The sequence below is a fragment of the Bradyrhizobium sp. Rc3b genome, from assembly GCF_900114915.1.
Lineage (GTDB): Bacteria > Pseudomonadota > Alphaproteobacteria > Rhizobiales > Xanthobacteraceae > Bradyrhizobium.
Window position 1 is genome coordinate 61,018 of sequence record NZ_FOUS01000009.1, and the last position, 14,914, is coordinate 75,931.

The window sequence follows — 14,914 nt, forward strand, 5'->3', positions numbered from 1 at the left end:
GCCCTCCTGCTCAATTCCTCCGCGGTGCCCGGCACCATGCGGAAAATGCTTCAAATCCCTAGTGTTGTGGCGGTCGGTGCGGTGGATAGGTTCAAATCGCAGCCGCATCGACCGCGGCGCCGCGACGGGCCCTCAGGCGCTCACCGAGCTGAAAGCGGGCATCGCGGCGAAATTCTTCCGTCGAGCTCCAGTTCGGCGACACCCAGGTGGTCCAACCAAGCCGACCGCTCTGCCCAAGCCTGACCGGGACAACCTCTCCCGAGGGAATGGCGAGTTCCACCTCCCATTCGAGTTCATCGCCAATGTAGAAGAACACGGCGTCTGCCAGTGGCTCCGACAGATTGGGTGTTTCGGTCGGCAGGAACTGCTCGTACTGAGTAAAGTTCTTGACGAAGACTCGAACCCTGATCTTGTCCTCAACGCTGAAGACGCGTGAGCCCAGAAGGGCGTCCCGGCCGAGCCTCGCATGCGTCCCGCCGAGACGGCTGCAGTGACTCGGATCGAAGGAGAGCCAAGTTCCGACAAATTCGTCGATCTCGACCTTGACGTCGAACAACCCCTGCAGAAATCGCGTCAGCCGTGACGCGCACTTGGCCCTGGGAGCGATCAGACCGGCGAAGCTGAGCTTCGCCATGTCCGGTACGGTGTCCCGATCGACGAAAACGTCGGAGCCGAGACCAGCAAAGGAGCCGACATAGGCGATGAAGCGATCCTCTGTCGGCCTGTCATGCTGCGCGATCGGTCGCGCGTCGGCCCAGGCGCGAAAGAAGAGTTGCAGGAAGCGTCCGTTGAGGAGGTCGAGGAAACGCGGGAATGCGTCGTCCCGCATGAGCCACCAACCAAGGCTTTCGTCGGTGGTCGCAAGCGGCAGTGCGCCCTGTGGTCCCAGGAGGCCGAGAAACTTGACGAGTATCCGGAGCCGGCCGGACTGGTCATCGACCGCCGCGAGGTTGGAGGCGGGGAACTCCAAATAGGGCACTTGGCCGAGGTCGACGTATTCTTCTCGCCGTGTGGCACTGTCACCGATCCGCGGCCGATCCGGATTGGCCCGCTCGAGCTGGCGCAACGTATTGAAGAAATCGAACCGCCAAGGCTCGGCCTTCATCTCTTCGATCAGCGTCACAGCGGCCTCCGTGTGCCCATGCGCGGCGGCCACCGCATGATCTCACCGCGTTCCGGCGTCGAGATCACCGTCTGCGTGAACGTATTGAAGCCCGAATAATCGGCGAAGAAACGCTCCAGCACAGCGCCGAGCAAAAACACCCCGCTGCCTTCAAATGCTTTCTCGTCGAGAATGACGGTGATCTCCAGACCACGTGCCGCGCCGCTGCCCGCGCGCTCACGCACTCGCCGTACCACCGGCCGGCTTTCAATGCTGCGCACGCCGCGGATCTTACGTTCTGTGGCGTCGTCGAACTGGTCGGCGAACAAGGACAGCATTTCGCGCAGCGCTCCGGCATTCTTGCCGCCGCCGCGCTCGACGAGGCCAAGATAGCTCAGGCTCAACATGTTGATGAGCCGCCAGCTGACAATCCCGCTATTGGCGATCTCGCTGCGGCTGCGCAACTGGGCAACCACCGGCTCGCGCGGTGGGGTGGGACCCGCGACGCATATGAGATCGAGGGAGGTATCATCCAGCAGGCGGAAATCGGCGCCGCCCTGGCCGACCGGCAAATGCTCGGTCAAATGGCGATTGGAACACAATGCCCGGACGCTGAGTTCGGCAACCGGGCCTTCGCCACTCAATTGACCGGGCTCGAGCAGTGACAGGAACATGTCCGTCCCCGTGTAGTCGGAGGATGCGCCGTACGTCTTCTCTTCCACGGTGCGGCGCCGAGGCAACCGGCGCACCGTGAAATAAAGCCCTTCGACCGATCCGCTGGTCCGGTCGACAGCCGCCGAATACAGCGGACGCACCGGCCGCTTGTCCTTTTCTGCCGAAAAGTGGGCGTAGACTTCGAGCACTTGGTGGGGCTCGTATTCCAGATAGCGGCTGCGATCCGGCACCACATGGTACTCGTGCGTATTCGACTTGACGACGATGCGATCGCTCGTCTTCTCGAACAGGTTTATCGCTGGCGCCGTATAGAGCATGAAGATATCAGGACGCACCGCGGCGGCCAGACGGGAATTATGTTCATCGAAGGCAAAGACGATGTCGATCGATTTGCTGCGCAGCCGTGGCATCACGCTGCGCAGTCCCGTCAGGTTGATGCCGAGGAACTTACGCGGGAACATGAAATATTCGCGCAGCAGTTCCGAACCGCGAAACACCCGATTGTCGCTGGGAAAGAGCAGCTCGTTCTCGTCGAAGCCGATCTGCTGCACGCAGTCATCGGGTGCACGGGTCACCACCGGGTCGCCGAAGTCGTCGAGATGGCGGAAGTAGACGCCCCGGCAATTCGAGATCAACTGCTCGTAAAGCGCGATGGCGTCGGATTCCGCGCCGGACAGATAGATCGGGAGTTCGCTGACGCGGCAGCCTGCAAACCAGGTTTCCGGCTTGGTCCGGTTCTCTGCGCCCGGCGGTTCCTCATCGAGCCGAGCCGCAGTGCGATGCGTCAGTGACAGTCTCAGTCCGGCGATGACGTCGCTGCCGACCGAAATCCCAAGCGCTTGCAGCGCGCCTGCAGTCGAGAAATACTCGGCGCCCGTGACGTCGAACGGCCAGAGCGCAATATCGCGGCAGAGTCGAAATCGGCAGGAAAGACTTCGCTCTCTTTCGCGATAGGTGGCGTCGAAATAGGCGCCGCGAACGATCTTCTTGCCATCGCGCAGCGCCGGGTCGGCATAGGATGGTCGTGCCGTGACCAGCATGGCCGATGGGGTAGGGGCGAGGTAGTTTGGAACCAGCTGCTCGAGCAGGTTGGCCGTGAATTCCGGAAATTCATGCTTGAGTTTGAGCTGAACACGGGCGGCGAGAAACGCTGCGCCTTCGAGTAACCCGGTGATCATCGGATCCGACCGATCCCGAACCAGGCCGCCCAGGCGCTCCGCGATGCCAGGATATTCTTCGGCGAAATCGCCGGCCTGCTCGTAGAGCAGCGACAGTTCGCGGTTGTAGAAATCCAGGAATTCGCGATTCATGCTACAGTCGGTTGATCTGAATGTCGCCGCTGTCGAGATCGACGTCGGCGACGAATTCCACAGGGACGTTGAGCGGCTCGGTCTTCAGGTCTGCGTGAACGATGAAGCGCAGCTTAAGTTGTTCGGGGCCGACCGAGCCGTCGCGGCGGATCCGGATCGACTTGCGATCAAGCCTCGGTTCATAAGTCGTCAGCGTTGCGCGCAGCGCGTCGGTGAGTTCATCGTCGGTGACCTCGTCGATCGATCTGTGGGCGATATCGGGGAAGCCGTAGTTCAGGATCGACGTTCGCACGCAATCCCGGCCGTTCAGGTCCAGGATCGATTCCAGAGCGATGGTATTGAGGAGCGTTTCGAGGTCATGCGAGACCTCGCGCCGCAGCAGGGTTTCTGAGATCGGAAAGCGACCCGCGCTGCGCCGCCCGGCAATGACCCGTTCACCGAACTCATCGCGCAAATTGAGCTTCTTGCGCGCATCGCGCGCTTCATGGGCCGAGCGAAACGCCAGCATCAATGGAGGAGAGAGCCGATCCCTCTTTGGTGCAATGGTCATTTACGGTCCCCATGACGCCTGACTCAAACGGCGCCTGGCCCAAACGCAATTCGACAGGGCGCTAGTCGATCTCCGAGGTCGCTTCAGCAGGCGTCGACTTACGATGGGCCGGCCAAAAGCTACGGATCAAAATTGCAACGCTGGCGCCGGTTCGCGCTGTTCGCAACCGGCGCCAAGCAGAGGCCGAAAATCAGGCCCATTCCTTGTTGGCTGGCACGTCCCAGCCGAACGTCGGCGAAGTTCCGCCAGCGCCTTTCTCCGTTTGGGTCCTGTAGGTCATCTTGACCTTCGCGAAGTTCAGGCTGACGTTTTCGGTGAGACGGTCCTCGCCGTGCGATCCGCCCGTCGATACGCTGCTGACCATGACGTGTTTCATCTCGATCTTGAGATATTCCAGCGGATTTTCTCCGGCCTTGCGGACAGTGAGGATCGCGGTGTCGATGTGCTTGCCATTGGCGCAGACTTTGAAGAGTTCCGGCGTGGCTTTGTCGACGAAGTGCGTGAAGTGGAGATCCTGAATGCTGACCTTGCCGGCGCCGCCGCCCGAGCCGCTGTGGAATGTGCCGGTCTGACTCTCGCCGAACGACCAGCTCAAGATATCGATTTCGTCCTTGTGCTTGTCGTCCAGCGACTCGCCTTTAATCGGATCGAGTTTCAGGAAGATGTCGACAGCCATAGCATAGTCCTTTCAAAATTCTGCATGTTTACGGTTGCGATGCTGCGGCGTCATGAGCTGGGGCCCGGCAGGCGCGAAACCAGACTGAGGCCGACGTCCATCGCCTCCAGTTGAAAGTGTGGACGAAGAAAGAAGCGCGCGTTGTAGTATCCCGGGTTCTCCTCGTTTGCTATGACCTCTACCTTCGCAGCGGCCAGCGGCTTGCGCGCCTTCTGAGCTTCTGACGACAGGGCTGGGTTGGCATCAACGTACTCGTTGATCCAGGTCTGCAGCCAGACCGTCAGCTCATCCTTCTCCTTCATGGATCCGATCTTGTCGCGAACCATGCACTTCAGATAGTGCGCAAAGCGAGACACAGCGAACATATAGGGCAGTCGTGACGACAGGTTGTCGGACGCGGTTGCATCCACGCCCTTCTCGCCAAAATATTTCTTCGGCTTGTAGAGCGACTGGGCACCGATGAAGGCGGCTTTGTCGGTGTTCTTGCGATGGATCAGCGGGATGAGGCCCGCTTTTGCAAGTTCGTGCTCGCGGCGATCGCTGATGGCGATCTCGGTCGGGCACTTCAGGTCAACGCCCCCGTCATCGGTGGGGAACGTGTGCGTCGGCAGGTTGATAACTTCTCCGCCGGACTGCACGCCGCGGATGCGCGTGCACCAGCCGAACTCCTTAAAGGCGCGATTGATGTTGACGGCCATCGCATAAGCGGCGTTGATCCAGCCATATTTGTCGCCAGTGTGTCCGTCCGTCTCCTCCTCGAACGCGAACTCTTCCACGGGCTCCGATTTCGCCCCGTAGGGAAGGCGACCCAGGGCGCGCGGCATGCACAGACCGAGATAACGCGAGTCATCCTGATCGCGCAGCCCCTTCCAGGCGGCATATTCCGGCGTGTCGAACACCTTGCCGATGTCGCGTGGGTTGGACAGCTCGGTCCATGAATCCATTCCCATCAGTGTCGGCTCGGCGCCGCTGAAGAAGGGAGCGTGAGCGGCGCCTGCGATCTTGCTGAGATCGCGCAGCAACTGCACGTCAGTGGGCAGGTGGCTGAAATAGTAGTCGCCGATCAGGCAGCCGAACGGCTCGCCGCCCAGCTGGCCGAATTCGTACTCATAGATTTGCTTGAACAGCGGGCTTTGGTCCCAGCGTGCATCGGGGTAAAGCCGAAGGTTCCGATACAGCTCGTTCTTCGAGACGTTCATCACCCGGATCTTGAGGTTGGCGTCGGTCTCGGAATTGAAGACGAGGTAGTGGAGGCCGCGCCAGGCACTTTCGATCGCCTGGAACTCGGGCGCATGGAGGATCTCGTTCATCTGCGCGGTCAGCTTCTGGTCGATCCGCGAGATCATTTCCTCGATGGTGTCGATTACGTCGGACTTGATGACGCTCGTGTCTTTCAGCGCTTCCTGCACGAGCGTGGATACCGCATTTTCGACTTCGGTCGCTGCGCGTTCAGTGCGCGGCTTGAAGCTTTGCTTCAACAAAGCGGAAAATTCGTCGGCCTCGACGGTGCCGACCTGGGTGCTGGTACCTTTTTGAACAGCTTCTTTTGCCATGGTCCCCATCCTTCCCTTAGCTCTCAGTGCCAGGTTCGCTCGGTTGGCTCGCTCGGTCCCGTAGCGCGGCCATCAGTTGAGGATCGGTGAGAAGCTTCTTCAACTGGTCCTCGGCGGCTACCTTGCCATCCATGTAGCGCAGCAGGTTGGCAAGCTGTTCGCGCGCCTCGAGCAGCTTGGCAGTAGCCGGCACCTGACGGGCGACTGCCACTGGTGTGAAGTCGGACATCTTGTTGAAGCGCAGGTTGACGGCGAGCTTTTCGTCCGACCCGTCGGTGAGGCGATTGGCGACGCGTGCCGTCACACCGGGCTGGATTGCAGCCATGCGGTTGTCAAAATTGTCCATGTCGAACTCGAGGAATTTGCGTTCCTCGACCTTCGTCTTCTCGACGCCCGGGTTGTTGCCGGAGAGGTCCGAAAGGACGCCCATGACGAACGGCAGTTCTATCAGGCGCTCTGCGTCGTAGGGATCTTCGTATGTGATATGCACGCGCGGAGCGCGGTTTCGGCGAATGAATTTTTGACCGCTGTCTGTAGCCATGGTGTCCTCACTACGAAATCGCTTAAGACGCCGACACGGAATCGACTGGCGCTTTGAGTTGCGGTCGGCAAACAGCCTCGTGTCCAGTTAGTGCCCTCAAGCGAAAGCTCGGTTCAATGTGACCTGTCGATTGTTTTAAGCGTTCCTTCGGGTAAAACATCATTCAAAAGGCTGATAAAATCACGTTGCGCGAGCTCTCGCGCGCGATCGAGCAAAAGAGGTACGGGGCTGGATGGCTCGGCGCTTCGGAAGAACGACGCGACTTTTGCCATCAGGCCCAATGCCTGCGCTCGGTTTTCCGCTGAAAATACAACGTCTTGATCGTTGCTGTCGGTGCCCGCGGAGGGTGGGGCAGCAAGTTCCGCCATCCGTTCGATCGGCAAGTCGAAGACCTTGTCGCGCCCGATGTTGATCGCGGCGCTCTCCACGTGCGATGGCACGAGCATCCGCATGACCTCGATAAACGATTTGCCGATCATCTCCTGTGCCTGACGCACCAGGAGCAGCGCCGGGTTGGATGGTTCCATTCGGGCAAAGTAGTCGGTCACTGCTGCAAGCGCCGCGGAGGCTTGGGCGGAAGAAGCTAACTCCCCGGATGTGGCCGGCTGCGCCTCTGTCTCCACGGCTTCGGTGCTCTCCGCGCTTGCCGCAACCACCGCCGCCGGATCGCGCGACGTGACCAGACCTGCAAGCCAAGCGGCCATGCCGTTCGCCAGGCCGGACACTCTGTCCAGGCTGATGGAAGGACCCCTGTTCAACTTTTCGTGCCAAGCCTGCTTGATGCCCGAGATTTCGGCAGCGACTGCGGAGCATCGCGCGCTGGTTGCCTTTAGAATACCGAGATCGGTCTCGCTGACGATGCGCTCGATGGTTGCAACATCGGTCCCCTCGGCGTCGCCAGCGCCCGCGGGAATTTCGCCCATTGCAATTTGATAGGCACGGTAGGTCAGGGTGCCGTATCTGCGGTTCTCGATGAGGGGAAGGAACTGCAGCGGGTTGATGACCGTCGGGAAGACGTCGAGCGATTCAACCGTAACGGCGCGAAGCGCGTAGTTGCCGTCTTCGCTTCTTGGATGCACTGCTTCCCACTGCTCGTTCAGCAGCAAGTTGGTTGCCTTCAGGTAGCAGAGGAAACCGTCGAGATCGCGATTGAGAATGGAAAATTTGGCCAGCAGCATGTTCAGGCGCAGATCGCGGGTACGCGCAAGAAGGGATTCCGCGGCGGCAAACTGTCGGGCAAAATCGACCGCCTTCGGATCGAAGCGCCCACGCTCTCCATTGGCGTTGACGACGTCAAAGAACGACATCGGGAGCAGAGATTCCGCACCTGCGAAGAAGTTGAGATACTCGACGTCCCCTATGGCGTCGAGATCCGGCCCGCAGGGATCGTCAGCGGAAATGGGCTGCGTCAGTAAAGCGACATCAAGCATACGAACCCATCCAACCACCCGATCGCGTCCCGCTGCCTGCCAATGACGACTTGCGGATCATGCAGCGGATTATGATCCGATCGTCTCTTGTAAGTGAGACACCTTCTGATCCCGGTTCATTCCCGAGATCATGCCATTTTTGCGTGAACCGGCAAGCTCTTGTAGTCGACTACTTGATAGCGGGGGTGGCTCTTTGGGCCATTCGGGTGGACGCGTGAAGGCTTGCGCCGGGGCGGGCTTGCCAACGCAGCAAGTGGCGCGCAGGATTCAGTGGCTACCATATAGCGTTTGATCAGCTCTCCGCGGCGGGTCATTCGATCGGAGGAGGGAGTTTAGGCGCCACATGGGCCAGCTTAGTCAGGATACTCGTCTCTGCGAACTCAAGACGCCTCTCGGCAAGGACGTTCTGGTTTTTGCCGGATTCGAGGGCTCGGAAGGTCTCAGCGAATTGTTCGAATATCGTATCGAGTGTCTCAGCGAAGATGCCGATCTCGACTTCGATCGCGCGATCGGTCAGCAGTGCACGTTGACGATAAAGCTGCATGAAAAGGAGCGCGAGTTCAGTGGCATTCTGACGGAGGCTCAGTGGCTCGGGATGAAGAACGACTATTTCAGCTACCGGATCGTGCTGAGACCCTGGTTATGGTTGTTGTCGCGCACCACCGATTGCCGGATCTTTCAGGACAAGAAGGCGCCTGACATCATCAAGGAGGTCTTCAATGAACGCGGCTTCACCGATTATGAATCCAAGCTGACCGAAGAGGGCTCCTGTCCGAAGCTCGAATACTGCGTTCAATATCGCGAAACTGACCTGAACTTCGTCTGCCGCCTGATGGAGCAGCATGGCATCTACTACTTCTTCAAGCATGAGGGGGGTAAGCACACGCTCGTGCTGGCGGACTCCAAATCCTCGCACAGCCCGATCAGCGGCCTCGCCACGATCCCCTACATCCCGCTGACTGGAGCCGATCGTCGCGGCGAGCAGCATATCTGCGAGTGGGTTTCGGAGCGCCGGTTTCGTACCGGCAAGATCGAGCTCAACGACTACAATTATCAGAAGCCCAACGCGAAGATGATCAGCGACGCCAAAGGCACCGAACATTACACCCGATCGGAGATGGAATTTTACGACTTTCCCGGTAAGTTCAAGGAGAAATCGGACGGTGAGCGCTACGCGAAGATTCAGCTGCAGGCCGAGCAGGCGATGGATCGTCGGCGGCGTGGCAACGGCGACGCCGTTAACCTGTTCCCGGGAGGGTTGACCAAGCTCGAAAAGCACACAAAGGATTCGCAAAACATCGAGTATCTCGTGGTGCGCTCCACGCATTCGTTCTCGATCGAATCCTATCGCACCGGCGGTCCGAGCGACGCCGGGCAGCACGTCTATTTCGGCAGCTACGAGTTTCTGCCGAGCGATCGGCCCTTTCGAGCGCTGATGATGACGCCCAAACCAAGGATCAACGGCATCCAGACCGCCAAAGTGGTGACCAAGGACGACAATTCGAGCGAGGAAATCGACGTCGAGTCGCTCGGCGAAATCTATGTCCGCTTTTTCTGGGATCGCAAGAAGAAGCGGTCGTGCCGATTGCGCGTGGCCCAGGTCTGGTCCGGCAAGCGCTGGGGCGGTCAGATCATTCCGCGTGTCGGACAGGAGGTCGTTGTCGAGTTCCTGGAAGGGGATCCCGACCGGCCCCTGGTGATTGGCACCGTGTACAATGACGAATACAAGTTGCCTTACGACCTGCCGTCGAAAAAAACGATTGGCGGCTTGAAATCGGACTCCACCAAAGGAGGCGGCGGCTTCAACGAGTGGAGCTTCGAGGACAAGAAAGGATCCGAGAAGATCACGGTGCATGCCGAGAAGGACCACGATGTGACGGTCCGCGACACCGAGACAAGGACCATCGGCGAAGCGGCATTTGGCGGCGACACCCGCAAGACGACGCTCAAGAATGGCAATGACAAACTCGATATCGAATTGGGCGGTCAGCACGTCACGCTGGCCATGGATCAATCCGTCAATGCAGGCCTCAGCATCACGCTGACGGCCAATGCGACCATAACCCTGCAGGTGGGTCCCAGCCAAATTATCCTGACCCCGGGCGGCATCATCATTAACGCGCCGACGATCGCGATGACGGCGCAGGCAGCCATGGCGCTATCAGCCGGCGGTCCGTTGGTCGCCCACGGCACTCCAACCCTTGTCGGCTGATGGTTATGGGTCAGGCTCGGTTCGGTACGGTTCAGGATCTGCTTCAAGCCTATCCCATGGCGCGCTATGATATTGGCAAGGCCGAGGCCGACAAGCCATCGCTGGATTTCCTTCAGGAGGCCGCCGACGCGGGCAACTGGCACCAGGCCGTATCCTTCTGCGCCTACCTGCTCCCCCGTCGTGTGGCCGTCGCGTGGGGGTGCCGCTCGCTGCGACGGATGTTCGACCATTTCGACGCCGACGACAGCAGGTCGCTGAATTTCGCCGAGACCTGGGTCCACCAATCGGATGAGCAATCCCGGAACAAGGCCCTGGCCGTCGGCAATGCCAACGACCCCGAGCAGCCTGCAACATGGCTCGCGCTGGCGGCCGGCTGGTCTGGGGGAAGCGTGGTTCCCGCGGAATTTGCACCGGTTGAAGCCAAGCCCGATCAAGCCGCGCGGGCTGTGCGGGCTGCCGTGCTGATCGGCCTTTGCCGGCTTTCCCGTGACTCCCGGGACCGAATAATGACGACGTGCCTGAAGGATGGTATTCAATTGGCACGCGGCGAACCGCGCCCTCCACGCTAGCGAGACGACGTGATGGTGCTTCGCTTCAATATCGAGAATGAACCGAATCTTCCGGATGGCGGACCTGTATCATTTACGGTCTCCGGCAGGCGTTCGGTCGATATTGGCCGGGACCGTCACCTCGACTGGACGCTGCCGGATCCGGCGCGGACGATTTCCGGCAAGCATTGCGAGGTGCAGTTTCGCGACGGCGGCTATTGGCTGCACGACGTCTCGACGAACGGCACTTTTCTCAACGGCGCCGACCAGCGCATGCGAGGGCCGCACCGCCTGCGCGACGGAGACCGGCTCACGATCGGCCATTACATCATCGCCGTTTCGCTCGAGGATGACGCCGGCGGGCGCGCACCAAACCATGAGGCGCAACACCAAGGATCTCTCGTCCAGCAACACGCCGACTACGGTGAGCTCTGGACCGCAGGTCGGGACGTACCTCCGCCGATCGACCCGCAGCAATTGAAGAAGCCGCGTGAGGCTGCGCGGCCCGTGAATCCGGAGTTTCTCGATTGGGCGGCCAGCGTCCCGGCACCGGGTGTGGATCCCGTCCGACGTTCGTCACCGATGCCTTCCTATCAGCCCTCTACGCAGGATGACATGAGCTGGGCGGCCGGTCCGGTTGCCGCCCCGAGACCGCAGGTCGAGCGACCGCCGGCGGTGCCGACCCCGCGCCGGCCGTCCGTGTGGACGGATGACGAACCCGCCGTTGCCCAGCCGGCGCAATCGCGGCAGCATGCGGAGGCGTCCCACCCGCCGCAGGCGCCAGAGGATGAACCCGTCAGGGCCATGGCAGCCGGCGGCGTGGAGTTCACGCGGATGGTGGCGCGCGCTGCCGGATTGCCCGACAATTTCTTTGCTCACCAGAGCGATGCTGAACTCGCCGAACAGCTTGGCATCATCTTGCGCATGACTGTGGATAATCTAATGGCGCTGCTGCAGGCGCGAACCCAGGCCAAGCAGCTGACACGCAGCACCAGTCAGACCACGATTCAAGCCATCGAGAACAATCCGTTGAAGTTCTCGCCGAGCTCGGAAGAGGCATTGCGCATTCTGTTCGGACCACAGACGCGAAGTTACCTCGATGCGCAACGCGCTTTGGCGCAGGCCTTCGGCGACCTCAAATCACATCAATTGAGGACGTATATGGCGATGCAACACGCTGTCCATGAGCTGATCGCCGATATCGACCCCACGCTGATGGCGCGCGAACTGGAGCTTCAGCGCGGCGCAAACTCCTGGTTCGGAACGAACAAGAGCAAGCTCTGGGACGAATTCCTGACGCGTTGGAAGGCGCGTCTCGGCCGTGACGGCGGCGCGCCGATCGAGATCTTTATGTTGCATTTCGCCGACTATTACGACCGTGCGAATAAAGCTGATTCAAAGTGACCGACTGGCGGCCGTGCGGTCGCTGCAATTTGTTGAGTGGATGCAGGAATGTCTTGGTACAGCAAGGTTTTTTGGTCGGAAGGTCTGTTTCTGCGACCGCATCATTTGCAGCAGAACGACCGCTACATTGAGCATTTGCTGGAAAAGCGCGTTCGCTACACCACGCCGTACCCTTGGGGCTTCGCCCAGCTGGAGATCGACAAGGATCTTACCGAACAGAGCAAGTTCGCGGTGCGCAATGCGTCCGGCGTCATGCCGGACGGCACGCCGTTCGATATTCCCGCGGATAGCCCGATGCCGGAAGCGATCGAGGTGCCGGCAACGGCTGCGGGCCAGATCGTCTGGCTGATGATGCCGGTGGCGGCGCCAAATACCCGCGAGGTCGACGAGGACCGGACCGATAGCGCCAGTCGCTATGTTCGTACGTCGGAGACCTTCATCGACTCGACCTCGGCGCTGCGCATCGAGGAGGAGATCGACATCGCCTATCCACGGCTGTCGTTCGAGCTGCGCAAGACCAGCAAGCCGGGATATATGGGCCTCGGCATAGCGCGCATTCTGGAGGTGCGCGACAAGAACATCCTGTTCGATGACAAATTCGTGCCGCCGATGCTGGTCTGCGCCGCGCACCCGATCATCGAGGGTTGGCTCAACCGGGTCATCGGCTGGGTCGAGACCAAGCTCGACGAGCTTGCGCGTTACGCGGTCGATCCGTCGTCTGGAGGCGGCTTGCAAAGCGTCGACTATCTGGTGTTGCAGGTGCTGAACCGCACCATTCCCGTCCTGACCCATTTCCAGCGTTCCGGCAGCGTGCATCCTGAGCGGCTGTACGAGGAACTGCTGAGGTTCGCGGGCGAACTTGCGACATTTGCGACGGCCGAGCGCCGCGCGCGCAACTATCCGACGTACGATCACGACGATCTCGAAAACGTGTTCACGCCCCTGGTGAGCGACATCCAGGATTTCCTGAGCGCGCGGCTCGGCCGGCGGGCGATCCGTCTGGAGATCATCGAACGCGCTCAGAACGCCTTCGTATCGCCGATCCGGGATCGGGCGCTGTTCCGAACCGCGACCCTGGTGCTGGAGGTTGCCGCGCGGCGACCGCTCGTGGAGATCCAGAACGATTTCCCGCACCTGTTCAAGGTCGGGCCGAACACGAAGATGAACGAGATCGTGCACGCAAACCTGCCGGGTCTGACCCTGGTGCATTTGCCGACGCCGCCACCGCACATCCGTGCCATCACCGATCACGTCTATTTCTATCTCGACCGCAAGTCGCCGCTATGGCCTGAGTTCAGCACGGCGGCCTCGATCGGGATGCACTTTTCCGGCGACTGGCCGGAGCTCGAGCTGTACCTTTGGGCCATCCTGGAAGACAGGCCATGAGCGACAGGGACAAGCCGGTCAATCCTTTCGGTCGGGGCGAACGGACGATCATTCGTCCCAACCCGGGCGGGAAGTTGCCGTCGGCGCCGACCCCTCAGCCTCCGGCGGGCGAGTTGCCTGCGGCACGTCCGGCTTATTCGCCTTCGCCCGTGCCGTCGCGCGACACGCCAGCACCGCCGTCGTTTTCTCCCGTCCCGCAGGGCTCGAATTACGCCGCCCCGCCGGTCAGCCATCCGACCGAGGAATGGATCTCGACGCCGGCGCAAAACCAGACGCCACAGCCTCTATTGCCGCCGGGACCGCCGCTGCGCGTTGACGATCTGGTCGCGCCAAATGCCAATCCGGTGATGCGCGCTGCGGGCCCGTTGCTCCAACTGCTTGGCCGCCTGCGGGTGGCGCTCATGCGTGCGTCATTCGCCAGCCTGATGGAGCAGGTCGCAGATGCCATCAAGTTCTTCGAAAAGGACATCCGTTCAGCGGGCATTTCCGAGTATCAGGCCAATACCGCGAAATACATCCTGTGTGCGACGGCCGACGATATCGTGCAGCACATCCCGACCGAGGAGCGGCACGTTTGGACACAGTATTCGATGCTGAGCCGATTCTTCGGCGAGCGGGTCGGTGGAGTCCGCTTCTTCGAGATTCTCGACCATTTGAAAGTTGATCCGTTGATCAACTATCCGGTGCTCGAACTTCAGCACGCCTGCCTGGCGCTCGGCTTCCAGGGCATTCACCGTACATCGGCTGGCGGGCTTGCGAACCTGCAGCTGGTCCAGCGTAACCTTTACGAATTGCTGCGCCGGGTCCGGCCCAAAACGATGAGTGACCTGTCGCCCAATTGGCGCGGGCAGGCGCTGGCGAGCCGCCGGCAGCGTTTGCGTGTTCCGGTCTGGCTGGTCGCGGCTGTAGTTGCGGCGCTGCTGACCGGGTCCTATTTCGTGCTACGGACGCTTTTGGCCGGCCGGGCGGAGAATGCTGCCGAGGTCGCGCTCGCGCTCCATCCGGACGGTCCAATCGAACTCAAGCGCCGGGTCATTGCACCACCGCCACCGCCACCACCTCCGCCGCCGCCAGACCGCATCACCCAGTTGCAGCGCATCCGAAACGCCTTGGCGAAGGAGAACACCGCCTGCGCCATGACGGCGGACCAGACTGCGAGCTTCATCGTGATCAGGGTTTGCGACCTCGCGTTGTTCGCCTCGGGTCAGGCGACCATCCTCGACGGCTTCAAGCCGGTCGCGCTTCGCGTCGCGGCAACGCTCGACAAGGAGCCGGGACGCATCCGGGTCGTCGGCCATACCGACAGTTCACCGATCCGCACGGTGCGCTTCCCGTCGAACTTCGAGTTATCGGTCGAGCGAGCCAAGGCGGTGGCCGCCGCACTCAAACCCGGCATGACCGATGGTTCGCGCGTCGACATCGAGGGTAAGGGAGCCGATGCGCCGATCGCCAGCAATACGACACCTGAAGGGCGCGCCAAGAACCGGCGGGTCGAGATCTTTATCGAGCGCAGTGAATAGGCAGACA

At 60.8% G+C, this 14,914-nt stretch carries 12 protein-coding genes; 5 read left to right on the forward strand and 7 right to left on the reverse strand.

The window, feature by feature from the left end; translation table 11 throughout:
• Positions 1 to 91: 91 nt before the first annotated feature.
• The 7 genes from tssG to BM190_RS21675 all read right to left on the reverse strand — a co-directional run bounded on the left by tssG (position 92) and on the right by BM190_RS21675 (position 7,837).
• Entirely contained in the window at positions 92 to 1,156 is a 1,065-nt protein-coding gene (gene tssG / locus BM190_RS21645; RefSeq protein ID WP_092258823.1) for a type VI secretion system baseplate subunit TssG, read from the reverse strand.
• Positions 1,120 to 3,087: a type VI secretion system baseplate subunit TssF gene (tssF, locus tag BM190_RS21650; RefSeq protein ID WP_092258826.1), complete on the reverse strand. Its 1,968-nt coding sequence runs from the start codon at positions 3,085 to 3,087 to the stop codon at positions 1,120 to 1,122. The genes tssG and tssF overlap by 37 nt, the downstream gene beginning before the upstream one ends.
• 1 nt (position 3,088) lies before the next feature.
• The gene (gene tssE / locus BM190_RS21655) at positions 3,089 to 3,637 is read right to left on the reverse strand and encodes a type VI secretion system baseplate subunit TssE (protein ID WP_092258829.1); all 549 of its coding nucleotides are present in this window, start codon (positions 3,635 to 3,637) and stop codon (positions 3,089 to 3,091) included.
• A 190-nt stretch (positions 3,638 to 3,827) separates the two neighbouring features.
• Positions 3,828 to 4,313, reverse strand: coding sequence for an Hcp family type VI secretion system effector (locus BM190_RS21660; RefSeq protein ID WP_092258832.1), 486 nt, complete (start codon positions 4,311 to 4,313; stop codon positions 3,828 to 3,830).
• 50 nt (positions 4,314 to 4,363) lie between these two features.
• Positions 4,364 to 5,866 (reverse strand): type VI secretion system contractile sheath large subunit, encoded by a 1,503-nt coding sequence (gene tssC / locus BM190_RS21665; protein ID WP_177237211.1) that lies wholly within the window; start codon positions 5,864 to 5,866, stop codon positions 4,364 to 4,366.
• 16 nt (positions 5,867 to 5,882) lie between these two features.
• Complete coding sequence (tssB, locus tag BM190_RS21670; RefSeq protein ID WP_092258838.1) at positions 5,883 to 6,407, reverse strand: type VI secretion system contractile sheath small subunit; 525 nt, start codon at positions 6,405 to 6,407, stop codon at positions 5,883 to 5,885.
• Positions 6,408 to 6,520: 113 nt separating this feature from the next.
• Positions 6,521 to 7,837 carry a type VI secretion system protein TssA gene (locus BM190_RS21675; RefSeq protein WP_092258842.1) on the reverse strand — a complete coding sequence of 439 codons (1,317 nt, stop codon included), beginning with the start codon at positions 7,835 to 7,837 and terminating at the stop codon, positions 6,521 to 6,523.
• Between the two features lie 343 nt (positions 7,838 to 8,180).
• Between BM190_RS21675 and BM190_RS21680 the strand changes: the two genes are divergently transcribed.
• Genes BM190_RS21680 through tssL form a run of 5 tightly spaced genes read left to right on the forward strand, consistent with a single transcriptional unit; the run spans position 8,181 to position 14,907 of the window.
• Positions 8,181 to 10,049 (forward strand): type VI secretion system Vgr family protein, encoded by a 1,869-nt coding sequence (locus BM190_RS21680; protein ID WP_092258845.1) that lies wholly within the window; start codon positions 8,181 to 8,183, stop codon positions 10,047 to 10,049.
• A 56-nt stretch (positions 10,050 to 10,105) separates the two neighbouring features.
• A complete protein-coding gene (locus tag BM190_RS21685) occupies positions 10,106 to 10,618 on the forward strand; it encodes a DUF6931 family protein (RefSeq protein WP_244550696.1) in 513 nt (170 codons plus the stop codon).
• Positions 10,619 to 10,630: 12 nt separating this feature from the next.
• Positions 10,631 to 12,001 (forward strand): type VI secretion system-associated FHA domain protein TagH, encoded by a 1,371-nt coding sequence (gene tagH, locus BM190_RS21690; protein ID WP_177237236.1) that lies wholly within the window; start codon positions 10,631 to 10,633, stop codon positions 11,999 to 12,001.
• 48 nt (positions 12,002 to 12,049) lie between these two features.
• The gene (tssK, locus tag BM190_RS21695; RefSeq protein ID WP_177237212.1) at positions 12,050 to 13,387 is read left to right on the forward strand and encodes a type VI secretion system baseplate subunit TssK; all 1,338 of its coding nucleotides are present in this window, start codon (positions 12,050 to 12,052) and stop codon (positions 13,385 to 13,387) included.
• On the forward strand, positions 13,384 to 14,907 hold the full coding sequence (gene tssL / locus BM190_RS21700; protein WP_092258854.1) for a type VI secretion system protein TssL, long form: 1,524 nt from the start codon (positions 13,384 to 13,386) through the stop codon (positions 14,905 to 14,907). Before tssK ends, tssL begins: the two co-directional genes overlap by 4 nt.
• The last annotated feature ends 7 nt before the right edge of the window (positions 14,908 to 14,914 follow it).